The organism is Haloferula chungangensis (genome assembly GCF_042664875.1).
Classification (GTDB): Bacteria; Verrucomicrobiota; Verrucomicrobiia; order Verrucomicrobiales; family Akkermansiaceae; genus Haloferula; species Haloferula chungangensis.
On the sequence record NZ_JBHTBS010000003.1, the window covers coordinates 523994 to 548273 of the forward strand.

20 protein-coding genes are annotated in these 24280 nt (G+C 57.9%); 13 read left to right on the forward strand and 7 right to left on the reverse strand.

The window, feature by feature from the left end:
- Positions 1 to 49 precede the first annotated feature (49 nt).
- From ACFQY0_RS08910 to ACFQY0_RS08940, 7 genes are all read left to right on the forward strand, one after another.
- The gene (locus ACFQY0_RS08910; protein WP_379711439.1) at positions 50 to 3079 is read left to right on the forward strand and encodes a DUF1800 domain-containing protein; all 3030 of its coding nucleotides are present in this window, start codon (positions 50 to 52) and stop codon (positions 3077 to 3079) included.
- Between the two features lie 36 nt (positions 3080 to 3115).
- Entirely contained in the window at positions 3116 to 4564 is a 1449-nt protein-coding gene (locus ACFQY0_RS08915; RefSeq protein WP_379711440.1) for a DUF1501 domain-containing protein, read from the forward strand.
- 133 nt (positions 4565 to 4697) lie between these two features.
- Positions 4698 to 5159, forward strand: a complete 462-nt coding sequence (locus tag ACFQY0_RS08920; protein WP_379711442.1) for a tetratricopeptide repeat protein — start codon at positions 4698 to 4700, stop codon at positions 5157 to 5159.
- A gap of 129 nt (positions 5160 to 5288) precedes the next feature.
- Positions 5289 to 6230 carry a kappa-carrageenase gene (locus ACFQY0_RS08925; RefSeq protein ID WP_379711444.1) on the forward strand — a complete coding sequence of 314 codons (942 nt, stop codon included), beginning with the start codon at positions 5289 to 5291 and terminating at the stop codon, positions 6228 to 6230.
- Positions 6231 to 6381: 151 nt separating this feature from the next.
- Positions 6382 to 7926, forward strand: coding sequence for a sulfatase-like hydrolase/transferase (locus ACFQY0_RS08930; RefSeq protein WP_379711445.1), 1545 nt, complete (start codon positions 6382 to 6384; stop codon positions 7924 to 7926).
- Positions 7927 to 8093: 167 nt separating this feature from the next.
- Positions 8094 to 8372, forward strand: coding sequence for a type II toxin-antitoxin system RelE/ParE family toxin (locus ACFQY0_RS08935; protein ID WP_379711447.1), 279 nt, complete (start codon positions 8094 to 8096; stop codon positions 8370 to 8372).
- 4 nt (positions 8373 to 8376) lie between these two features.
- Entirely contained in the window at positions 8377 to 8676 is a 300-nt protein-coding gene (locus ACFQY0_RS08940) for a HigA family addiction module antitoxin (protein WP_379711449.1), read from the forward strand.
- 30 nt (positions 8677 to 8706) lie between these two features.
- On the opposite strand, the gene ACFQY0_RS08945 is transcribed toward ACFQY0_RS08940, so the two are convergent.
- The 5 genes from ACFQY0_RS08945 to yegS form a co-directional block, all read right to left on the reverse strand.
- Complete coding sequence (locus ACFQY0_RS08945; protein WP_379711451.1) at positions 8707 to 10023, reverse strand: TRAP transporter large permease; 1317 nt, start codon at positions 10021 to 10023, stop codon at positions 8707 to 8709.
- Positions 10020 to 10523, reverse strand: coding sequence for a TRAP transporter small permease (locus ACFQY0_RS08950; RefSeq protein ID WP_379711452.1), 504 nt, complete (start codon positions 10521 to 10523; stop codon positions 10020 to 10022). The genes ACFQY0_RS08945 and ACFQY0_RS08950 overlap by 4 nt, the downstream gene beginning before the upstream one ends.
- Positions 10520 to 11551 carry a TRAP transporter substrate-binding protein gene (locus tag ACFQY0_RS08955; protein WP_379711454.1) on the reverse strand — a complete coding sequence of 344 codons (1032 nt, stop codon included), beginning with the start codon at positions 11549 to 11551 and terminating at the stop codon, positions 10520 to 10522. The genes ACFQY0_RS08950 and ACFQY0_RS08955 overlap by 4 nt, the downstream gene beginning before the upstream one ends.
- A 28-nt stretch (positions 11552 to 11579) precedes the next feature.
- Entirely contained in the window at positions 11580 to 14003 is a 2424-nt protein-coding gene (locus tag ACFQY0_RS08960) for a glycoside hydrolase family 3 N-terminal domain-containing protein (RefSeq protein WP_379711455.1), read from the reverse strand.
- A gap of 123 nt (positions 14004 to 14126) precedes the next feature.
- The gene (yegS, locus tag ACFQY0_RS08965) at positions 14127 to 15011 is read right to left on the reverse strand and encodes a lipid kinase YegS (RefSeq protein WP_379711456.1); all 885 of its coding nucleotides are present in this window, start codon (positions 15009 to 15011) and stop codon (positions 14127 to 14129) included.
- A gap of 497 nt (positions 15012 to 15508) precedes the next feature.
- Here yegS and ACFQY0_RS08970 point away from each other — a divergent pair, with 497 nt between their 5' ends.
- From ACFQY0_RS08970 to ACFQY0_RS08985, 4 genes are all read left to right on the forward strand, one after another.
- A complete protein-coding gene (locus ACFQY0_RS08970) occupies positions 15509 to 17167 on the forward strand; it encodes a sulfatase-like hydrolase/transferase (RefSeq protein WP_379711458.1) in 1659 nt (552 codons plus the stop codon).
- Positions 17168 to 17368: 201 nt separating this feature from the next.
- Positions 17369 to 18262 (forward strand): c-type cytochrome, encoded by an 894-nt coding sequence (locus tag ACFQY0_RS08975; RefSeq protein ID WP_379711460.1) that lies wholly within the window; start codon positions 17369 to 17371, stop codon positions 18260 to 18262.
- Entirely contained in the window at positions 18259 to 19770 is a 1512-nt protein-coding gene (locus ACFQY0_RS08980; protein ID WP_379711461.1) for a DUF7133 domain-containing protein, read from the forward strand. The genes ACFQY0_RS08975 and ACFQY0_RS08980 overlap by 4 nt, the downstream gene beginning before the upstream one ends.
- 142 nt (positions 19771 to 19912) lie before the next feature.
- Positions 19913 to 20068: a hypothetical protein gene (locus tag ACFQY0_RS08985; RefSeq protein WP_379711463.1), complete on the forward strand. Its 156-nt coding sequence runs from the start codon at positions 19913 to 19915 to the stop codon at positions 20066 to 20068.
- A 209-nt stretch (positions 20069 to 20277) separates the two neighbouring features.
- Here the strand turns inward: ACFQY0_RS08985 and ACFQY0_RS08990 are convergent, their stop codons facing one another.
- On the reverse strand, positions 20278 to 21408 hold the full coding sequence (locus ACFQY0_RS08990) for a hypothetical protein (RefSeq protein ID WP_379711464.1): 1131 nt from the start codon (positions 21406 to 21408) through the stop codon (positions 20278 to 20280).
- A gap of 617 nt (positions 21409 to 22025) precedes the next feature.
- Positions 22026 to 22439 carry a hypothetical protein gene (locus ACFQY0_RS08995; RefSeq protein ID WP_379711466.1) on the reverse strand — a complete coding sequence of 138 codons (414 nt, stop codon included), beginning with the start codon at positions 22437 to 22439 and terminating at the stop codon, positions 22026 to 22028.
- Between the two features lie 380 nt (positions 22440 to 22819).
- On the opposite strand from ACFQY0_RS08995, the gene ACFQY0_RS09000 reads away from it, so the two are divergent.
- Both ACFQY0_RS09000 and ACFQY0_RS09005 read left to right on the forward strand, forming a co-directional pair.
- On the forward strand, positions 22820 to 23074 hold the full coding sequence (locus ACFQY0_RS09000; RefSeq protein ID WP_379711467.1) for a hypothetical protein: 255 nt from the start codon (positions 22820 to 22822) through the stop codon (positions 23072 to 23074).
- A 527-nt stretch (positions 23075 to 23601) separates the two neighbouring features.
- The gene (locus ACFQY0_RS09005) at positions 23602 to 24141 is read left to right on the forward strand and encodes a hypothetical protein (RefSeq protein ID WP_379711469.1); all 540 of its coding nucleotides are present in this window, start codon (positions 23602 to 23604) and stop codon (positions 24139 to 24141) included.
- Positions 24142 to 24280: the final 139 nt, after the last annotated feature.

Here is a 24280-nt window from a genome sequence, read left to right on the forward strand (position 1 = left end):
TCTGAATTCAATTAGTTAGCTTGCCGGACGCTTTTGGAAAAACCCACCCATGAAGAAGATCTATTTGGCCCATGGAGTCATTTTGACCATGGCACCCTTGCTCGCCGCGGGGCCCCTCACGACGGATGATTTCAATTTTCGCAGCAACGGAGGCATTTATCCCACGGGCGGCGGAGCGAGCGAAGGTGAAATCGTCGCCAGGCCCGGCTTCAATCTGGCCTCGGTGAGCACCGAGCCGACCACCGACTTTATTTTCCGCTGGCAAAAGCTCGATCTCGATGGCTCGGGTGGCACCGACGACTACTTTGACTTCACGATCCGTGCGAGCACCGGCACTTCGGACGCGGTCGCCTTTACCTCCGAAGGCCTCGCCGTCGCCAACAACGGAAGCAGCGGATTCGATCCCGACGAATCGCTCACCTTCACGGTCGTTGACGTTCAATTGAGTCCCGGCACGGCCGGCAGCGTCGCCTTCGAGGCCTTCACCGGCGCAGGCTTCTTCGCGTCCGCAAACGCCTCTCCCGAGGACACCGTCGGACACGTCTCGGGCGACGTCAACGAGGTCAACCACAGCGTCTTTCTGAACGGAGGTCCTGGCTATACCCATTCCACCACGCACTTCACGCTCGGGACACCAAGCCTGACACTGGTTTTCGACAACATCTCCTACTTGCCGGTCGGGTCCCCGACCTCGCCGCCGACGACCGTTGTCCCCCTTGCCCGGGCAAGGGACTTCGACCTCCGGTTTTCGTACACCGCTCCCAACGCGCTGACTCCTCACGGCATCACGCTCGACCCCGAGAACGATGATCAGGACGGAAGCGGTCTCCCCGATGTTTGGGAATCGCTCTACGGTGCGAAAGGCATCGACCCCGCCGGCGACTCCGATGGCGACGGCCTGAGCAACCTCGGCGAATCCAAGTTCGGCACCGATCCCTTCAACCCTGACAGCAACGCCGGACTCGGTATCGCGGTGAAGGATGCGAACACCGCGATCGTAGCATGGACTTACCTCAGCGGCCGACCCGGCATCATTGAAAGCTCCACCGATCTCGGCCAGGAAGACCCATGGGGACCTCAAGGAGGCACGCCCTATCTGGAAAACGGCATGAGAAAACTGGATGTCCCCACGCAGGATCTTGAACGTGGGTTCTTTCGCATCCTCCCCCGCTCTGAGGATCTCGATAACGATGGCGTTGCCGATTACCTCGAGCCCCTGTTTGGATTTTCCAGCGGACCCGGCAGTGCGAACTCAGCCTTCCAGCCGCAATCTTACGATACGGATGGCGACGCAAACCCGGATGTCAGCGTCTCCGGCGACCTCGCTGCTTTTAACGAAATCTACCGCCAGCCGGAATCCGGCAAGGCTCTAACAAGAGCGCAGGCTGCTCGCCTGCTTCTTCAGACGACCTTCGGTCCTTCGGACATGTCCCAGGTTGACTTCGTCGCCTCCATCGGCGCGGAGGCCTGGATCGATGCGCAGATGGCGGCAACACCGACGATTCATCAGGACTACGCCGATGCCATCAAGGCCGACATGCAGGCCGCGCCTCAGTACGATTACACCGACCCTACGCTCTCCGGCTACTACATCAATGGCGGCGGCGGCAACAACCCCTTCGTCTCCGGCAGCAACTACACCACGGCGTGGATGAGGGCCGCGATTGCCGGACCCGACCAACTCCGCCAGCGGGTCGCCTTCGCGCTCTCGCAGATTCTGGTGGCATCGCGCAATGGCGCGGACCTCTACCACCAGCTTCGGGCTGCCGCCAACTACTACGACATGTTCGTCACCGGCGCCTTCGGCAACTACGAGGACCTGCTGCTCGACGTCTCACTGCACCCTTTCATGGGCCACTACCTCAGCCACATCGGCAACCAGAAGGCCAACGTCCCCGCAGGCATTTATCCCGATGAAAACTATGCGCGGGAAATCATGCAGCTTTTCTCGATCGGACTGTGGGAGCTCAATCCCGACGGCACCCGCATTCTCGGAAGCAACGGTGAACCGATCGAGACCTACAACACCACCGACATCACCAACGTCGCCGAGGTCTTCACGGGCATCAATTTCTCGGAAAACCACTTCGGACAGTGGGGCTGGCGGGACGACGGCGACAGCAGCGGGCGCTATATGACCACCCCGATGAAGGTCTTCGCCTCCCACCACGACTTCACGACAAAGAACATTCCCATCGGCGTGGATGGAAGTGGCAACCGCCTCTATCACACCATCCCCGCGAGGTCGGCGAACGATGCGAACGCGCTTCAGGACGTCAGGGACTGCGTCCACCAGCTCGTCCACCACCCCAACTGCGCGCCCTTCATCAGCCGTCAGTTGATCCAGTTCCTGGTCTCCTCGAATCCCTCGCCTGCCTACGTGGCACGCGTTTCCGCCGTCTTCACCGACAACGGCTCCGGCGTCACCGGAGATCTCGAGGCGGTGGTCAAGGCGATCCTTCTCGACGACGAGGCCCGCAATCCGATGGAGCACCTCAAGACCCCTTATTTCGGGCACCTGCGCGAACCACTCATCCGCCTGGTCCATCTCGGACGCATGCTCGAGCTTGACGAACACGACGAGCTGCTCTGGTGGTATTTCGAGGACTACTTTGCCGACATCTCCCTGCAGGAACCGATGCGATCTCCTTCGGTTTTCAACTTCTACCGCCCGGACTACCGTCTTTTCGGCCAGCTCTCCGAGAACCACCTCGATTCCCCGGCCTTCGGCATCGTCAATTCCTACACCGCCATCTCTTTTCCGAACTACCTCTGGCGGGTTTGTGAACGGGGATTCCAACATCAAAGCAACAACAACAGCTGGTACGACGGCAAGGACTTCCCGCCCGATCTGAGCAAGCTCGCGGCCATCGCCGGAGACATCCCCGAGCTTCTCGACCACCTCTCGATTCTCTACTGCGGCGGAACTCTCGGTGCCCAGAGCCGTGCGATCATCACCACCGCCCTGCGGAACGTGGAAACGAATGGAGCGATCAACGCCGCCAACAAAAACACCGAAAAAGCCCGGCTGGCAGCCTACCTCGTCCTCATGTCACCCGAAGGAGCCTGCACCAAGTAATCCCGCCATCCAACATCAGACCTGTTAGATCACCTCATGAAACCACCCATCTCCCGTCGTCGATTCCTTGGTGAGGCTTCCTGCGCATCCATCGGCTGCATTTCCACACTCTCCAGCCTCCTCAACCTCAAGCTCGCCAACCAAGCCGCTGCTGAAGGCCTCTCGAGTGGTCCCGGCGGAACCGACTGCAAGACCCTCGTCTGCGTACTGCTCGCCGGTGGTCACGACAGCTACAATTTCCTCGTGCCGAACGACAGCCGCTATGCCACCTACGCCACCTCCCGTGGCGGCGTCGGCGGTGGCGGCATGGCTCTCTCGCAGGCATCGCTTCTTCCCCTCACTCAGGCTGAGGGAGGCGATGGTCAGGGCTACGGCCTCCATCCCAGTTGCCGCGAGCTCGCCGAGATGTTCAACGGCACCGGTGCCTTCTCCAGCTACGGACGTCGCCTCGCCTTCGTCGCCAACATCGGCACCCTCATCCACCCGCTGACCAAAGCCCAGTACAACGCCGGCAGCGTTCCCTTTCCCAAGGCGCTCTTCTCCCACATCGACCAGATCAACCAGTGGCAGACATCCCAACCTGAAGGCCCCTCGCAACTGAGCGGCTGGGGCGGACGCATGGCCGACCTCATTCACTCGACCTACAACAGCCAGGCCACCTCGATGTCCATCTCGCTGGCTGGCAACAATATTTTCCAGATCGGACGTGCCACCAGCCAGTTTGCCATCACCAAGAGCGGCGCGCTTCTTCCCACTGCCGGCTCCGCCGTGGCGGGCTACAAAAACACCGCCGTCGATGGGCTCCTCGCCTCCATGTACAACAACATGGTCCAGGATGCCTTCGCCGTGCACGTCAAGGAATCACGTGATGCCCAGCAGGCATTCAAGGCCGTCTACGACGCGGTCGACGTCTCCGTCGTTCCCACCAGCGTCCAGAACGCACTCAACAACAGCACCGGCAATTTCGGCAAAGAACTCTGGGCCGCCGCCAAGACCATCAAAGCCCGCGAAGCCCTCGGACTCCGGCGCAATACCATCTTCATCCAACGCGGCGGATGGGACCACCACAGCGAGCTTCTCAATACCCAGTCCGGCATGCTCGACGAAGTTTCCACCGCCATCGCCAACTACCAGCTGGCCCTCGAATACCTCGGCGTCGCCAACGACGTCATTTCCTACACCGCCTCCGACTTCGGACGTACCCTGCGCTCGAACGGCCGCGGCACCGACCACGCCTGGGGCGGCAACCAGATGGTCTGGGGCGGACCGGTCGACGGCGGCAAGGTCTTCGGCACCTTCCCCGATCTCACCCTCAACAGCAGCGACGATCTCGGCAACGGCGGACGCATGCTCCCCACCACTTCCACCGACAAATACTTCGAGGAAATGGCCAGCTGGTTCGGCGTCTCCTCCGGCAACATGTCCGCCGTCCTCCCCAACATCGCCAACTTCTCCTCCGCACCCGATATCGGCTTCATCGCCTGAGGCCTGTTAGATGACAATGCCCGCAAGCACGGCATCAATGGCTTGCCCCCCCATCGATTCACTGCTTCACTTGAAGAGCCAAGCCGCCAAGCTTGACCGCAGGCTCATCCACCGGGACGCTTCCCACCTCACGATGGACGCTGAAACAGCACGACAGGTCATGGCCGTTCAAGGCTACACGGAGCTCGGTCTTTTCGACGTAGCTCTGGAGGAACTCGGGCTGATCGATCAGGATCTGGACATCGCCAACATCCTCCGCTGCGATCTTTTCTCACGTCAATCGAGGTGGGCGGAGATGGGCGAACTGGCGAAGCGCCTCGCCCGCAGTGACCCCGATAGCCCGCAGTGGTGGATCAGCTGGGCCTACGCAGTGCGACGTCTGGAGACGATCGATGCCGCTCGCGAGATCCTGATCGAGGCGCGGAAATCCCATCCGAAAGAGCCCATCATTATCTACAACCTGGCCTGCTACGCCTCGGTGTCCGGAGAACTCGAAGAAGCTCGCCAGCTGCTCGATCAGGCCATTGCGCTCGATAAAACGTGCCAGGAAATGGCGGTGAAGGACTCCGATCTCGAAGCGCTGTTCCGAGACTGAGATCCCAACCGATCCACCCTGTTCGGCATCGCGGCGGCATACAAATATTTTTAGTGTTTTGTATGCAATTAGAAAGATCAGGGTTGTTCACCTCGTCTCATTCCGCCACCAAGCAACCCAGCCAATCTCGTGATCACCCGAAATCCTTCCGCCCTCTGCCTGCTTCTGTCCATCGCCGTCCTATCGAATTGCAGTAAGAAACCGACAAGTCCTCAATCGTCCGAAACGGGATCTTCTCCGACCCCAGCGTCTCCGCAACCGATCTTCGCTGATCCCGATCCCGGGAAGCAATGGGTCCTCGTCGAGGAGTTCACCGACGAATTCGAAGGAAGCGAAATCGACGACTCAAAGTGGGACAACGACCTCGCGCCCTGGGGCGACCGAGCCTGGACGCCCGACAACGTCTTTCAAAAGGACGGCTCCCTCGTCATCAAGGCGACCCACGAACCGCACAAGGATCGGAAGGGCCGCGAGTTCTTCTACAAGGTCGGCATCCTGCGCTCCGACACCACGACCACCTACGGCTACTTCGAAGCGCGCATCAAGGGCTGCAGCAAGTTCCCCGGCCTCTGCCCCGCCTTCTGGCTCTACAGCTCCGGCGGCAAGAACCCGGACTATCCTCACGTGACCTATTCGGAAATCGACATCGTCGAGATGCTTCAAGGTGCCAACAACCCGAAGAAGCCGGTGCCGCCTAACAAGATCGACTGCAACCTCCACACCCGCATCATCAAGGACGGCAAGGAGATTTGGCAGCGTCCTCAGCACCTTCCCGACCTTTGCGAGCACCACTACATGGCCCCATGGGATCCGCGCGATGACTTCCACACCTACGGCTGTGAAAATACTCCGGAGAAAATCACCTGGTACATCGACGGCATCAAGGTTGCCGAAGCAGAGAACAAATACTGGCACCTCCCGATGTATGTCACCCTCACTCTTGAGCCACGCCCGCCCCTGATCCGCTGGGCGGGCGTCGATGGCCGCGAACCCGTGCCCGAAGCTTCCACTCCCGATGGTTTCCCAACCCATATGGAAGTCGATTACGTGAGAGCCTGGGTGCGAAAGTAATCCCATCTTTCCTCAGTAGACTCCTTTCATGATGCGCCATCATTTCACTGCGATGCAGGAACTTCCGGCCATCAACGTCGCTTCGGAAAAATAAAAGCCCAGCAAGAGGAACAACGCGTTCCACTTTTCCGACCCTTCACGAATAATCCCCATGACCCGCCCCAAAACCCTACTTCAACTCAGTGCCGCTCTCCTTTGCGGACTTTGCACCCTTTCCGCCGCCGATCGCCCCAATGTCGTCATCATCTACGGTGACGACGTCGGCTTTGGAGACGTGGGCGTGAATGGTTCAAAACTGATCCCGACCCCTAACATCGATCGGCTTGCCTCTGGTGGTTTGAATTTCACCGACGGCCATTGTTCCGCCGCCACCTGCACCCCCTCGCGCTTCAGCTTGCTCACCGGCGTTCACGGTTTCCGCCACGATGTCAGCATTCTTCCGCCGAACGCCCCCCTTTCCATCCCGACCGAGATCCTGACCCTGCCGAAGCTCTTCAAGAAAGCCGGCTACACCACCGGAGTCGTCGGAAAATGGCACCTTGGGATCGGTGAAAAAGGCGTGCCGACGAACTGGAACGGCGCCGTCAAACCCGGTCCTCTCGAGATTGGTTTCGATTCGTCCTTCCTCCTCCCCTCCACCAACGACCGCGTTCCCTGCGTCTACCTGGATGGCCATCACGTCGTCGGGCTCGACCCGAATGACCCGCTTTACGTCGGCAACAAGCTCAAGGACGTCCAGAAGCCCGGCAGCACCCAGTATCCCGACGGCCAGACCGACCGCGAGGCCATGACCTACTACCAGAGCACCCATGGGCACAGTGACAGCGTGATCAACGGCATCGGCCGCATCGGCTACATGGCGGGTGGAAAATCCGCGCTCTGGAACGATGAAACGATGGCCGATGTCTTCGTGAAAGAAGCCAGAGACTACATTACGACGAACAAGGACAAGCCCTTCTTCCTCTACTTCGCCTCGCAGGACATCCACGTCCCCCGCGCCCCCAACCCGCGCTTCAAAGGGAAAACGGAGCTTGGATTCCGTGGCGATGCGATGGTCCAGTTCGACTGGGCCACCGGTGAGATCATGAAAGCCCTCGAAGAGAACGGCCTTACCGAGAACACCATCGTTATTTTCTCCAGCGACAACGGACCGGTCTATGACGACGGTTACAATGATGGCACCCGGGTGAAAACATCTTCCAAGGAAGTGGACCAGGGCCACGACGGCTCCGGCATCTGGCGCGGCGGCAAGTATCAGATCTACGAAGGCGGAACGCGCGTCCCGCTGATCATCCGCTGGCCCGCCAGGATCAAACCCGGCACCTCCAAGGCGATGGTCAACCAGATCGATTTCATCGCTTCCTTCGCCAACATGTTAGATATCGAACTCGCCGAGAACGAAGCTCAGGACAGCCGCGACATGCTTCCCGCCTTCCTCGGCGAGGATGAAAAAGGCCTGCCCTACATGGTTCAGGAGGCCCGCACTTTCGCCCTCCGCTCCGGCGACTGGAAATACATCTCCAACGAGTCGCTGAAAAAAGAGACCAAGGGGAAAAAGGCACCCAAACCCGAGCTCTACAATCTCGAGACCGACCCGAGCGAGCAGAGTAACATCATCGACCAGAATCCCGAGAAAGCAGCCTCTATGGCCAAGCAACTCGACGAACTCATCGAGTCCGACGGCGTCCGCAAATAGAAGGCGGCACACCTACAAGGAGCCGCGACTTCAGTCGCCAGGAAGCGGCACACCCCCGTGCCGCAACCCCAGTACTCCGCCTTACCCAAGCCCACCAAATAGAGAAGCCTCCCCAGTCCGAATGGAATGACGCTTGCCGTAATTCTAGATCGGCGGAGGGTGAATTGGTGATCGAAACTTTTGGCGATTCCGAGACTGAACGGATCTACCGAGGGGAGCGTTCCAAAAAACTACCCGGAGACATCCAGGCAGTGGCACGGCGCAAACTCAGGATGATTCATCAGGCGAGAATCATTCAGAATTTATCGGTCCCACCGGGCAACCGCTTGGAGGCATTGAAAGGAAACCTCAAAGGCTTCTGGAGTGTCCGGATCAACCAATGGCGAGTGATCTTCCGCTGGGAAGATGGCTCGAAGCATGAGGTTTCCATCGTCGACTATCACTAAAGCCATGAAACAAAAAGACCTGCTCCCCATGATTCATCCTGGTGAAATCCTGCTTGAGGAATTCATTCGTCCCTTGGGTTTGACTCAAGCATCGGTTTCGCGGGCGACGGGAATCCCGCCATCACGACTCACGGAGATCACCAAATGTCGACGCGGCATCAGCGCCGAAACCGCCTTGAGACTGGCAAGGTATTTTGGAACCTCTGCGGCCTTCTGGATGGGATTACAGGCCGACCACGATCTGGAAGCCGCCGAGAGAAGCTTCGGCAAAAAGATCGCGCGCGAAGTTTCAGCGCACGTCTGAACGGACCTTCCTGATCCTTCATCCTCCCCCTCACTCCAGTTCCCCCAAAGCCCTCGGCAACCACAGCGCGAGGTCTTCAAAGTAGGTGATCAGCAGCAGCGCCGCAAACATCGCGATGTAGAAGGGAACCATTGCCCGCGAGACCCCGGCGATCTTTGCCTTTCCGACCCCGCATCCCAGGAACAGGCAGGAACCGACAGGCGGTGTGCAGAGGCCGATGCACAGGTTGGCAATCATGATCACCCCGAAGTGAACCGGGTTGATATCGATCCCAACAGCAACCGGCAGGAAGATCGGTGTGAACACCAGCACCGCAGGCGTCATGTCCATGAAGATGCCGACTAACAGCAGTGCCACATTGATCAACAAAAGGATGACGAGCGGGTTATTCGAAACACTGAGCAAGGCATCGGCCGCCGCCTGTGGAACCTGCTCGATGGTGAGAAGCCGGCTCATCGCCGCACTCGTGCCGATCAGCAACAGCACGATACCCGTGGTGCGCGCCGAGTTGATCAGGATTTGAGGTAGCTGATACCACTTCACCTCGCGGTAAAAAACGCAAACCAACAACAGCGACCAGAGCACCGCGATCGCGGACGACTCCGTCGGCGTCATGATGCCGCCGATGATCACACCGATCACCAGAAAGAGCATCGAGAGGCTCGGCAAAGCCCTCAAAAAGGATCGCCAGAAAGCCGGAACTTCCTGAACAATCACACCCTGCGCATTTGCCGTTCCTACGACTTTGAAACGACGGCTAACGAGGAAAGCCACCGCCATCACGGCAAAGCCCGTCACCAGCCCCGGAATGAGGCCGGCAAGAAACAGCGCTCCAACCGAGACATTCGACGCCACCAGAGCGTAGACGATCATCACGTTGCTCGGCGGAATGAGAAGCCCCGTCGTGGCAGCCGTCGCGGTCAATGCGACGCTGAACTCCCGCGGGTAGCCCTTCTTTTCCATCTCCGGAATGAGCGCGGCACCCACCGAGGAAATCGCCGCCGTCGCCGATCCGGATACTGCGCCGAAGAGCATGCAAGTAAGCGTGTTCACGATCGAAAGACCGCCGGACATCCGTCCGACCATCGACGAAGCGAAATCGATCAGGCGACGTGCCAGACCACCGGTCGCCATCAGTTCACCCGCGAGAATGAAGAAGGGAATCGCCAGCAGCGGGAAGCTATCGAGGCCGTTGGCCATATCGCTGGCCACCGAGACGAACGATCCGTCCCGACTCAGCGCCAGTGCCCCTAACAAGGTGGCAATCCCGATGACGAAAGCGACTGGAACTTCGAGGAGCAAAAGCACGACGAAAGAGACCAGGAGAACGGCAAGTCCGACGCTCATGCCTGCTCCCCCTTTCCCTCATGGCCGATGAGAGCGGCGATGGTTTTCTCGACGGCCAACAGCGCGATGAGCCCCCCGCCCACCGGAAGCACGAGATAGAACCACGCTTTGCGGATTCCGAGGGTCGCCATCATTTGCCCCGAACTCAGACGATCGCGAAAAAGTTCGATGCCTCCGATCAGAAGCACCCCGACGGAAAAGGCGAAGACGCAGATATGTCCCACCGCATGAGCGCGCTTTCTGGTCGCCGGATCAAAGTGGCTCACCAACACGTCAACACCCAGATGGCGGTCACCGGAATAGGCCAGAACGCCTCCCAAGATTGCCAACCAAACGAGAAGCAGGCGGGCCAACTCTTCCGTCCATGCCGGCTGCTCATTGAGCACCTGTCGGGTAAATACGCCCCACAGCACATCCACGACCAGCACCGCGAAGACCACGACACAGATGCCGCCAAGCACCCTCCCCAGCACCCTTTGAAGCAAAGCAAAGCCTTTCATTTGACGGCTCCGATTCGGTTGACGAATTCCTTGCGGTCACCGGTAGCAAATTGCTCGACCACCGGCTTGGTGAGATGGCGGAATGCTTCGGGATCCGCTTTCAGAATCGTCACGCCCGCAGCTTCCAGTTCATCCAGAGCTTTCTGGCTTTCGATCGCCCACAGCTCGCGTTGGAACTTGCTCGAATGCCGGGCCGCCTGGTCGACCCATGCCCGCTCGGTTTCATTCAGGCTGTCCCAGAACTTTGATCCCGCGACCAGCACATCGGGAATCCGCGAATGCTCATCGAGCAGGTAGTGCTTGCAGACTTCGAAGTGGCGGCTGGAAAGCAGACTCGGGGGATTGTTCTCGGCGCCGTCCACGCCACCCTGCTTGAGCGAGGTGTAAAGTTCACCGAATCCCATCGTTACGGCCGATGCCCCCAAGGACTTGACCGCCGCTTCCGCCACCGGGTCCTGCTGCACGCGGATCTTGAGCCCTTTCAGGCTATCCGCCGATGTGAGAGGGCGGGTCGCGTAGAAGCTTCTACTACCCGCATCATAGTACGTCATCCCGACCAGACCGCTCGATGTTCCGCTTTCCGTGATGCTCAGGGCATCGAGAAGGTCCTCGCCGACTTCGCCATCGAGAACCCTCCAGTAGTGATCTTCATCGCGAAAAAGATATGGCAGACTGAAGAGCTTGAAGACAGGCACGAAATTCCCGATCGGAGCCGTGCTGACCTTGGTGATGTCGATCTCTCCCTGCTGGGTCTTCTCAAGGCAGACGGTTTCAGTCCCGAGCTGCTCGCCAGGAAAGATGTTCACCTTCAGAGACCCTCCGGAAAGCCGGTCGAGCTCGCGGCCGAATTCCTCGATCCCTTGGTGGACCGGATGGGTCACCGCAAGTCCGTGCGCCACGGTGATCTCCCGAACCCGGGAGCCATCCGCCGCTTTGCCATCCCGCTGGCCAATCCAGGCAAAGCCCACACAGCAGAGCAGCGCCCCAACCAGAAGGCCGAGAAGGAATTGTGAGAGAGAGGGTTTCATTCGTCGTGCGCGACTTGCCTAACACCAATCAACGCAGCGTGAAACTTCCCTTTTGTTTCACGCCGTCTTTTCCGTAGGCCTCGCTGATCATCACCTCAAAGACACCGGGCTCGACGATCCACTTCTTGTCGATGTCGAGCATCTTCAGGTCGCGTTTGGGTTGCAGCTTGAAGCTGACTTCCTTGCTCTCACCCGCCTTCAGGGGAATGCGTTCGAATCCGCGCAGCACCTGAGCAAAGGGCGTGACGGATCCCACCACGTCCTTGATGTAAAGCTGCACCACCGAGTCCCCGTCCCGATCGCCAGTATTCGTGACGTTGCAGGTGATCGTAATTTCGTCGTCCTCGGTCGGCTCCGCCGGCTCGATCTTGAGATCCTTGTATTCGAAGGTGGTGTAACTCAGGCCATAACCGAACATATACAGCGGATCGAGAACGCGCGAAGTGCCCCAGCCATTCGGATCGTGGCTCTTGCCCTGCGTACCCCAGGCACCATTGCGATGCGGCACGGCAAGTGGGATCTGACCGACCGTTTTAGGGAAGGTGATCGGGAGCTTTCCTCCGGGGTTGTTGGCGCCGAAGAGCGTCTCCGCCACAGCTTGACCGGCCTTTTCACCTCCGTGCCATGAAACGAGAATGCCCGGGACCTTTTCCTGGATCCAGTTGATCGAGATTGCCCGACCCGGCATCAGCACGGCGACCACCGGCTTGCCCGTTTTGACCAACTCCTGGACGAGCAGATTCTGGTAACCCGGCAGATCGAGATCCGTGCGCGAGCGAGACTCACCGACGGTGTCATCGTTGTCGCCAAGGAAGACGATGACCACATCCGACTGCTCGGCCATCTCCACGGCTTTATCGATTTTCGCCTGATCTTCCGCATTGGGAGGCTCTGGCATGATGTCGGAAGTCGGGAATCGCTTATCGTGATAGTAGGCACCTTCCGTGTGCAGCACCTTCGCCTTGTCTCCGAGGTAGGTCTTGATACCGGCCAATGGCGTGATCACGTTGGATGAACCCGGACCGTAACGGCTGAGCATCGGTTTGACATCGTCGGCTCCCGGCCCCGTCACCAGCACCGTGCCGACCTTCTCAGGATCCAAAGGAAGAATGCCATCGTTCTTGAGCAGCACCATCGCCTTACGGGCTGCTTCCAGAGTCGTCGCCTCATGCGAAGGCTGATGGACGATGGAAGGTGCAGCCTTGGCATCGACGAATGGCTCGTCAAAGAGGCCGAGCTCGAACTTCACTCGCAGCACATCGGCAACGCGTGAGTTGATCGTCTCTTCGCTGATGCGCCCTTCTGCAATGACCTTGCGAAGAGGAATCACGAAATCCTTCGTCGGCTTGAAGTTGGTGCGGACGTTGAGACCGGCATTTACGGCCTGTACGATAGCGGTTTCGAAGCTGTCGGCGGTCTTGTGCTGCTCGTGAAGACGGGAAACCGCTCCGCTGTCGGAAACGACGTAGCCATTGAAGCCATACTCACCGCGCAGCAGGTCTGTTAGGAAGTAGGGACTCCCGGTGACGGGGATACCATCGTAGGTGTTGTAGGAGCTCATCGCCCCCTTGGGCTTCGCTTCCTTGATCACCTTCTCGAAGGGATGCATCAGGATCTCATGCATGTCCCGGTAAGGAATCTGGGTATCGGTGCGCGCCTTGCTGTCACGACCACCGCTCGGGCTGCTGTAAGTCGCGAAATGTTTCACGGTCGAGGCGACTCCCTGCGATTGGAGACCAAGTGCCTGCTGCTTTCCTAACTCACCGACCAGATACGGTTCCTCACCGTAGCATTCGATGGTGCGGCCCCAGCGTGGATCACGTACGACGTCGAGAATGGGCGAATAGATGTTCGAATATCCCAGCGCTTTGCCTTCCTTACCGGTGATCTCACCGATGCGGCGGACGAGCTCCTTGTCCCAGGTCGCGCCGATGCCGAGCTGTGTCGGGAAATTGCTCGCCCAGCTGTGGCAGACACCCCGAATGCCTTCGTTGGTAAAGTCAACGGGAACCCCAAGGCGGGTCTCTTCGATGAACCAGCGTTGAATCTCATTGAGCAACTCCGCGTGCTCTTCATGCCCGGTCATCTCCATCACACCGCGGACGCCATTGGCGTGCTCATCGATATTCCCGATGCCATCCTTCCAAACCTCGTTCTTCCACTTTTCCGTCGGGCGGACATCCATCAGCACCCGCTTGTAGCCATAGATGGTGCCCATTTGAGCCGTTTTCTCATCCATCGTCATCTGCTCCAACAGATCGGCAATGCGCTCATCGATCGGGAGTTCCGGATTCTCATAGGGATCCTTCACGCCGTTCTTGTTCCGGTCGATCCAGCCATCCTGATAGATGTCGCTGGGCTTGGAAGACTCAGAGGATGCCGTCGGCGTTTGGGCCGGAAGCATGGACGCAGCGAGGCAGCTGCCGAGGGAGATCAGAATGGCGTTTTTCATGAAGTGGACTCTACATTCCACGAGATTTTCTCGCGACCGCCAGTAGAACGCATTCCCCGCTTGGAGCGCTCGATATTTTTCGGTTTCCATGTTGAGCCACTCAAGCGCCTCACCAACGCCCCCTCAATCAATCATCGGACAGGGGGTCGGCAGGACGAGCCTCAGGGCCTTTGGCTGCACTTCGAAGCGGATCTTTGTGCTCTTGATCGGCTCGCCGTCCAGATTGATCGGCATTTCAACCTCTGACTCCCACTCGACCCACGGAACCTTGAATCGCTTCACATAGGTTCCGCTCACTTCACGATCTCTCAATTCCTCCAACACTTGCCTGGTGTGGCTTGGAGGGAAATCCAACAGACCCACCACTTCCAGAAACCCGTCATTGATTCGTGCGTCCGGCGCCAGCTGCTGCCCGCCTCCTGCTTGTCGTCCGTTGCACACCGCACCAATCACCATCTTTCCCAAGACGACCTCATCCGGCATTCGAACTTTCCCGTCATATGGTTCGAATCCAAGCGCCTGAACGACACCCGCAAGCGTGTAGGCGCCACCACCCAGGAAATTCTTCAAACCCACTGGAGTGTTGGCCGTGACCTGGGCACCAAACCCACCGCTGGCCACATTGATGAAATACTCGTTGTTCGCACTCACGACATCGATCCAATGGACCTCACCCTGGCGGGCCAGCTTGAGAGCACCGACAGGATCCGCGGTGATCCCGCAGGCCGTGGCAAAATCATTCGCAGTTCCCAGCGGAAGGATCGCCAATTCCGGTCGTCTCTCGGCCGGATACTTCATGAGCGCGTCGGTGATCTCCTTCACAGACCCGTCTCCACCTCCCACGACAAGTCGTGAACACCCCTCCGCCAGAGCCTCACCGACGAGACGTTCAATGTCTCCTGACTCCCAGGTTACCCGAACTTCCAAAGGACCTTCTTCTCTCGCGTGACGAATTGCTGATCGCACAGACTCCAAGCCTGCCTTTTTGCCATTTAGAATGATGCGCATAAAATTCGGGGTGCTGGCTTTCCTTGCACTTCGCGCTCGACCGAAGTCGACGCCAGCCCGACCGACGACCCTTCGGCACTTGGTATTAGACTGATGTCTTTGCTCGAAAGCGGAGCGTTGGCATCCTGCCAACTCGGGCAAGGTGACATACTGTCGCCCGGCGAAGGCAGAAAGCGAAAGCAAAAAGCGTCAGATAGTGCATCGCAGTTTCACGCCTTGGTGTGCTCGCTTGAGTTCTCGTTGATAGCCTGCGTGCTTTGGCCACAAAAAGAGCACCCAGCAAATTTCTTAGAATCAACCATCTCGATCCGGCACCTGGCTGGCCCTTCTCCAATTGGAGGAACGAGACTGCCAGAGCCCCTGATCGATCATAAGAACAATTGCTGAATCAGGCGATAGGTGAGGCTTAAGGGGCGCCGCGAAAAACTTGGCTTGTATGACAGATTGTCGTCCCCACCACGTAATCATCGTCCACCAAGGTCCTGGAATCTCCATCAATGACCATGCACTCCACCATGAAGCAGATCCGCGGCCTTTCCATGCTCTTGAGTGTCGCCTTGAGCGGCCTTGTTCCGGCGACCGAAAAACCGAACATCATCATCCTGTTCGCCGACGACATCAGTGCCCGCGAGTTGCCGATCTACGGCTCTTCGGTCTGGACCGAGCCTCTTTCCAGCGACTCCAGCGACCCGAAATTCCGGGCGCAGACTCCGGCGATCGACAAGCTCGCCAACGAGGGCTGCTGGATCAAAACCGCCTGGGCCACCACCGTCTGTTCCCCCAGCCGCGCGATGATGATGACCGGACGCTACGCCCACATCCACAAGTGGTGGACGAATGGCGATACCGGTCAGTATGAAGTCGGAAACGGCAAGTTCGCCACCTGGCCGCTTTACGAAAGCTCGCCGATCCAGCTCGGCCACGTCGCTCAACGGGCAGGCTACGGCACTTTCTGGGCTGGCAAGACCCAGATGGCCGGCGACCTGACAAAATTCGGCTACGACGAAGGCTGCTTCACCCCGGGCAACTTGCAGGATCGCGACAACCCCTTCACCGACTTCAAAATGTACCAGAAGAAGGTCGATGGAAAAAACCAGATCTTCAATTCCGACACCGACGAACCTCTCGACACCTATCTTCAGCATGGGTGGTACTGGTATCCGCACGTCCGCCTGATGAATCATCCCGGAGAAAAGACGTTCGCCTGGTATCCTCATACCGAGGAATCGAAGAAGAGCTTCGGCCTCAACACCTACGGTCCCGACATCGAACTCGAGTTCGCCTTCGAGTTCATGGAGCGGAAGCAGAAGGAAGGTCGGCGCTTCTTCATCTACCACTGCAGCCACCTCGGACACGACGCCTTCGACTGGTTCAAGCCCGACTCCCCCTCAAAGTGGCCGGACACTCCGATCGTCAAATGGGACGGCGAAAAATATACCCGAACCGAGCCGAAGGTCACCGGTGACAAGGGCATCTACGACACTCATGGTACCACCACCGAGTCCGGCATTCATCACCACATCAACTACCTCGACTACCAGGTCTGGCTCTATCAGAACAAGCTCGAGGAGATGGGCATCGCCGACAACACCATCTTCATCTTCTGCGCCGACAACGGCACCAGCGGTTACGGCAAGCACAGTCCCGATCGCCAGAAAGGCACCCACGTTCCGCTGATCATCCACGCCCCCGGCATGACCAAGCACGGCGAGCAGGACATCCTCGTCAACTTCTCCGACATCCTTCCCACCCTCGCCGACATCACCGGCTACTCGCTCCCCGCCGATTACGAGATCAACGGCGAAAGCCTTTATCCCTTCCTCTTCACCGAGAAATCGACCCACCGCGACTGGATCTACGCTTACCGGGGGAAGGACCAACTCATCCGCGGCAGCAAGGTGATGCGCGATGGCTTCGGCAAATGGTGGGACGTTTCCTCCGAGCCTGATGACCTCATCAGCTTCGCCCAGATCACCGACTGGAATGCCGTTGGCGAACAGCATCGCCACGAACGCAGTAAACTTGAGGCCATCCTGCCAAGGTTCGATCTGTGGGAATCCGAGCACGATGCCCCGGGCGTTCATGTCCCCGAGCACCTGCAGAGACGAGGTAAGAACCGGAACGCGTCCAGATCAACCAAGGCACGCAAGCCGTGAGCCCACCGCAGATTTTTCCATCTCCTTCGCCCATCCTCATTTTTAGGGATATCTGCGGCTGCGACGGCGGTGCCATGCTCGGAAAACCCTAACAAGCCCCTCATCCCGATAAATTTACGGACTTTCACCGTATCGGGTGACTGAGAAGCAATGCGGCCCGCCAACTCGATTCCTTCGACGATCCCACTACCACTCCCATCCATGCCCCGAGTCATCCATCCCTTCCTCTTCGCCATCGCCCTGACGGCGAAGCCCTGCCTCCATGCTCAGGAAGTGGCAGCCGGAAAAACCGCCTATGAGGTCAACTGCATGGCCTGCCATCAGATTGATGCCCACACCGTCGGCCCCTCACTGATCCGCATCGCCTCCGTCTACCCGAAGGACAAGCGCGCGACCTTTATTCACTGGGCCAAAAATCCCGGAAAGAAGGATCCGCTCGCCGTCGAGATGCCGTCCATGGCCCACCTCCCCGACGAGACCCTTGCCAATATCCACGACTTCATCCTCAAGGTTGTCGTCGGCAAGAGAGAGAAGAAAGGCTCGCCGATGTTTGCCAACTACAAGGAGCCGAAACGCGAGCTCCCCTATGTCGTCCATACCTTCATGCCTGACTCCAGCCCGGCGTCCATCGTCGTTGCCCTGCCGGATGGGCTTGCACTCTGCTGGGATACCGCTATCTGCCAATTTCGTTACGCTTGGAAAGGCGACCACACCGCCGCCCGTGGCTCGCGCAAGATTGCGGGCCTCCGCGCCAAGCCATTCATCCGAGCGACCACGGAAAACTTCTTCACCAAGCTCGGAAACACGACTCCCGACTACAGGGGCTACCGCCTCGTTGAAGGCTACCCGGAATTTGACTACAGCATGGGCGGGGTCGAAATCCGGGAACTTGTTAGAAAGGCCCGGCATGCGCAGGCCATTGAGCGCCATTTCACCACCACCGGAGCCACCAACGGCCTCGTCCTCGACCTGACCCACGAGGGGCCGGGCCGCATCACCTGTGACAAAGGCAGCATCCGCGACAACAAGCTGACCCTCACGCCTGCAGAAGCAGCCGCATTCACCCTCACCATCTCCAACACCTCCGAGAAATGAAGACCGCTCGCATTTCACTCATCGCCATTTGCCTCGGTCTCAGCGCCCAGGCGCAGAACTGGATGGATTACTACAAGGTCGAGAACATCCCCTCACCCGCCACGGTCGATCCTCAATATGGAGGTCTCACCGTGCTTGAAGACGGACGCATCGCCGCCTGCTTCTACAGCGGCGAAGTCGAAATCTACGACACGAAGACACAGACTTGGTCAAACTTCGCCCGAGGACTCCAATGCCCGCTCGGACTTCTCGAAGACAAGGACGGATCGCTGCTCGTCATGCAATGGTCCGAGCTTACCCGTCTCTCTGACACCGACGGAGACGGCAAGGCCGACCACTACCAGGCCGTCTTCACCGACTTCGGTCTTACCGGCAACTACCACGAGTTCGCCTACGGCCCCGCCCGTGACAAGGACGGAAACCTTTACGTCGCCCTCAATGTCGCCTCACATCTGGCCGGCACCTTTCCCATCGTGCGTGGCGAATTTTCCCCCATCGGGCTCGAGCGCGAGGTCTTTGCCACCTGGACCGAGGGCGATCATTGGGAGACGAATAAACACAAGGCCGGCCGCATGTTCTCACGGGTTCCCTACCGCGGCTGCATCATGAAGATTACTCCGGAGGGCGATAGCTCGGTCTTCGCCTACGGGTTCCGGTCGCCGGACGGCATCGGCTTTGACGACGAAGGCCGCCTCTGGGTTACCGACAACCAGGGCGACTGGCGCGGCACCAGCCCGCTCTGCCATGTCACTGAAGGCAGCTTCCATGGTCACCCCGCCTCGCTCATCTGGAAAGAAGGTTGGACCCGGAACCCGCTCGAAGTACCCGTCGAGGAACTCGAATCCATGCGCACCCGCGCCGCCGGACTCTTCCCCCAGGGGGAGCTCGCCAACTCGCCGACCCAGCCGATTCCTACCGTCGGTGCGGAAAAATTCGGCCTGCCTAAAGGCGAGCTGATCATTGGCGACATGAACCAGCCGACCCTCATCCGCTTTCTTCCGGAGGTCGTTGGCGGAACTACCCAGGGCACCGCCATCCCCTTCCTTTCCTCCACCGCCATGGGCATCGGCAACCACCGCTTCGCCTTCGATGAAAAGGGCTCGCTATGGGTCGGAAAGACCCACCTCACATGGGCCGGCGACGAGGGCATGCGCAAGATCAACTGGCTTGGGAATACGATGTTCATCGTAGATCGCGTCAAGCTCCTCGCGAATGGCTTCGAGATCCACTTCAACCAGCCCCTCGGCGAGAAACTTCCCGGACTTGAAGTCTCTCGTCACACCTACGACTACCACGCCAGATACGGCTCGGCGAAAATCGACCTCAAGGAAGTCAACCCGGTTGAAAGCACCCTGTCAGACGACCGCCAAACCCTCCGCATCACCCTTCCCCGCATTGATACCAAGCGTCTCTACACCATCAACCTGAAACACGCTTCCGACGCCGACGGTCGGCCACTCATGGGTGACGTCCTCCGCTACAATGTCATCGCACCGGCAAGCGAGTGATCCGGCATTTCGCTTCTGCGGAAAGCCTCTGAAAGACAGGCGTAAATTTCTATGACAAGTGAAAGGGGTCGGTCTGTTAAGGGGGTCCTTGAATGAAAGGGGTCGGTCCGTGATAAGCGGCATTGGCTATTGGCTGGATTTCATGGCAAGGCTGGCTCGCTACAAGGCAGTGGCGGTGAAGGGTGAGGGGGGCGGCGAGGAAGATGCTGAAAGAGTGGCGATGGAGCAGCTTTCCTTCCTACGGGCGAATGAAGGCGTCAGTGTGGTTACTTCGCAAGGTGAGCTCGGTTTCGCGTGATTGGGTGGCCGACAGGCTGTGTGTGGGCCACCCGACAAGTGTGAGCCGTTTGGTAGCGCGGGTAAGGTTCGAGAAGGCCTTGATGAGGAAAGCGGAGAAGCTGGAGAAACTGGTTCTGCAACAAATCACGGATGACCCCTCTCGGACCCCTCTCGGACCTCTCTCGTTCCCTTTTCAGTTCCAAAGGGGGACGCTCTTCGCTCTCACTATTAGGATCTAAATACGGACCCAAAAACCAGATTACCTTCTTCGGCTCCGAATTCGGTCCAGGCAAGCCCATCGATCTCACTTGACCATATTCTGTCCGGTCGATTTTTGAATTTAACTTCCGTTGTTCCTCCTGTTTCGAGATCAATGGAATCGATCCTGAAGATCCCGTGTGAAGACCCGTCGGCGTCCTCAGTGCGCCTCAGCATCAATAGTCCGTCGGCAGTAAAATAGAAAGGAACAATGCCAGATCCGCTAAGGACATTGAGATCAGCTCTCCATTTGTCCCTGGAATTTGCGACGTCGAATCTCCTGATCGACAGGCAATTGCCTTCGCTCGAGGCGACAATGAAGTCCTCTTCCAGTTCCTGTGAGTTCAGCACCGCATGAATTTGTTTTTTGCAGTCGGGAATTTTCAGGACCAGCTCACCTTTTGAATTGCATATGAGGAGGTTACCGTCGAAAGGGAAGGGTTCGAAAACATAGTATTTTCTAGAATAAGACAAGGGACGAATACTTATTACCCCGAGTTCTTCCGGGTTGAAGTAGGTGACCTCTGAATTTTTTATACTCTGGAAATCGAGTGTGATTGCGATTGCAGTATTATTGCCTTCGACTACCGCGCTTCCCAGCAGTCGATTTTCTCCGGCTCGGTATACCAGGGTGATAGGAGCAAGCGAGTCGCGTAAACTAAGGAAGTCGCCTGCTTTCCCCAACCAGCAGCCGGCTTGCCCTACTTCCACAAGCATCTTGCCTTGGCCCATTGGGAAGCCACGGAGATTTTCAACCGGATTCGCTGGGCCATATAAGTCGAGCTCTTCAATTAGGATGTCTTTACCGCTTTGGTGGTCGAGCACAATCCATTGTCTGGTGTTGCTCAGCCGCTTCCCCCACAGCAAGAATGACAGGCCGGAGCTTGTGACCGTGCAGGTAGGGAAGCAAATCGAAGTTTTAGAAGGACAAGTGTATTTCCATACGAGCTTGCCTGTTTCCCGGTCGAGTGCTTCGACGTGCTTGACGTCATAGACGACAAAGACTTTGTCGGAGACTGGATCGTCAATAATTCGGTCAAATTTTGGGTGGCCGGCTCTTCGCCATTTCACTTTTAGTTCCGCATGTCTTTCTTTGTTCATATAGGGAAAAAACTCAATCAGTGGTATCAATTGGCTGACGCCATCGAAGTGGGTGGAATGAAGTTTTTTGGTTTACGTATTATCGGTTGTGAAGTGGGCTATAGGCGATTGTTGCGAACGACAAACATCTAGATTGCGTCAAAGGTTTGATTCAGTCGCTAAGAAAGTTGAAGTTGAGTTTGATCTTCCCTGTCTATCGGAGCCGAGGCCGGAGGCTGAAGCGAAGATTCGCAGCGCGACGCTAGCCCAGCAGCGGTGGAATCAGCCAATGAGTCCCCTCCGAACCTAGTTGAATCGGCTCTCCGTGCCAACGAAAAAGTATGAGCATCCGAGGGTTAATAGGTGGTGACCCTACGCGTTGAGGTCTCGTAGGGGAGCTGTCCAAAAAGCGACGCTGCTGATGCGGCTCCTGACCGGTTATGGCACCACCATGTAATGCGGGGCGCGGCGGGATGGGCGTGTTTTTGTGGCTTGTTGACGGCTCTGTGGGCCATGCTGGTCTCAGCGAACGGAATCGGATTTTTCCCCGGCTCGATTTGCCGCACGGTCGCCTTTCGCGGTCAGATTTTGCGGGTCCGTCTAGACCTCGCCGCTAATCGGTCTTTTTATACATGCTGTTAGGCGCTGAGTAGCTGAACTCGTAGATTCTTAGTTGCGTGAGGAGTGAGCTCTGCAATTAGCTCGTCCAGTTCCATAAGGAATTCCTCCTTCCCGAAACTAAAGCAGTCTTCATTGTAGTCTTGGACAAGTTGCTGCGCTTGGAGGAGTTTCTTCACCGCCACGGCAATATCCTCCCACCTCGATGTGTCATAGTTTTTGGCAAACTCTTTGAGCTGCTCCTCCGTTGCTCCCGCGTGCCTCTTCTCCGCAATCTCGTCTTCAAAAATCTCAGCACTGAACATGAAATAGGACAGGTCGCATCCGTCGCCCTTGAGGAGTTCATTTACTTCCTCAAAGTCCATTGCGAGATTCTGAAAGTATCCTTCAAAATCCTTGTCGGGCTTCGTATTGATGCAGATTCCAGTGCTCATGGTTCTCGATTCTTTGAAGAACAGTCCTTGATTGTATGTATTCCGACTAAATCGCCCTCAGGTTCCTTGGGTAGAGAATGGCGGCGGGATCGTTAATTTGACAAGGATTTCAGAAGGGGTCCAGAAGGGGTCAGTCCGGAATGGCGCTGTTTTAAGCGGCCTGTCGGGCCAGGAATCCTCAAGAAATCAAGGAATTCCGATCCGCTTGCCACTCTCAATCGCTACCACCGTAAGGATTATGTAGAATCAGGACAGGCTCGCTCCGGCGGACGGATCACACCAAAGCCACCGAGATCCGGCTTAAAACAGTGCCATTCGGGTCAGTCCGTGATAAGTGGCATTAACTCTTCGTAAGATCGTGCTGATTGGCTGGGTTTCACATGGCAAGGCAGGCTCGCTACGAGGCGGCAGGGGCGATTTACCACGTGGTGGCGCGCGGAGATGGCGGGCGAAACGTGTTCGAGGGCGATCGGGATCGGGATCGGGATCGGGATCGGGATCGGCTGAAACGGCTGAAACGGCTGAAACGGCTGAAACGGCTGAAACGGCTGAAACGGCTGAAACGGCTGAAACGGCTGAAACGGCTGAAACGGCTGAAACGGCTGGACCGGATGGAGGAGGTTTGCGGGAAGTAAGAATGGCTGGCGGTGAGGCGTGCGCACGACGAGGTGGAAGCGGGGCGGACTACCCGGCTGGTGATGAAGGAGCTTGGAGTTCCTGAAAAACGTGTCGGATTGGAGGGGAGGGGCGCTTATCAGGAGGAGAAGGCGATGCTGGTGTGGTTGCTGCGCAAGATGATCTCGGTTTCGCGTGATTGGGTGGCCGACAGGCTGTGTGGGCCACCCGACAAGAGTGAGCCGTTCGGTAGCGCGGGTAAGGTCCGAGAAGGCCTTGATGAGGGAAGCGGAGAAGCTGGAGAAATTACTTCTGCAACGATTCACGGACTGACCCCGCCGGCGTGGTCACCCCGCCTCGCTCATCTGGAAAGAAGGTTGGACCCGGAACCCGCTCGAAGTACCCGTCGAGGAACTCGAATCCATGCGCACCCGCGCCGCCGGACTCTTCCCCCAGGGGGGAGCTCGCCAACTCCCCGACCCAGCCGATTCCTACCGTCGGTGCGGAAAAATTCGGCCTGCCTAAAGGCGAGCTGATCATTGGCGACATGAACCAGCCGACTCTCATCCGCTTTCTTCCGGAGGTCGTTGGCGGAACTACCCAGGGCACCGCCATCCCCTTTCTTTCCTCCACCGCCATGGGCATCGGCAACCACCGCTTCGCCTTCGATGAAAAGGGCTCGCTATGGGTCGGAAAGACCCACCTCACATGGGCCGGCGACGAGGGCATGCGCAAGATCAACTGGCTTGGGAATACGATGTTCATCGTAGATCGCGTCAAGCTCCTCGCGAATGGCTTCGAGATCCACTTCAACCAGCCACTCGGCGAGAAACTTCCCGGACTTGAAGTCTCTCGTCACACCTACGACTACCACGCCAGATACGGCTCGGCGAAAATCGACCTCAAGGAAGTCAACCCGGTTGAAAGCACCCTGTCAGACGACCGACAAACCCTCCGCATCACCCTTCCCCGCATTGATACCAAGCGTCTCTACACCATCAACCTGAAACACGCTTCCGACGCCGACGGTCGCCCACTCATGGGTGACATCCTCCGCTACAATGTCATTGCACCGGCAAGCGAGTGATCCGGCATTTCGCTTCTCAGGAAAGCCTCTGAAAGACAGGCGTAAATTTCCATCATATCATGCACGATGCATCTTGGACCGTGCACCTTGCATGAAACCGATTTTCAGATAGTGTTCCGGTTTGACATCAATGGCATTG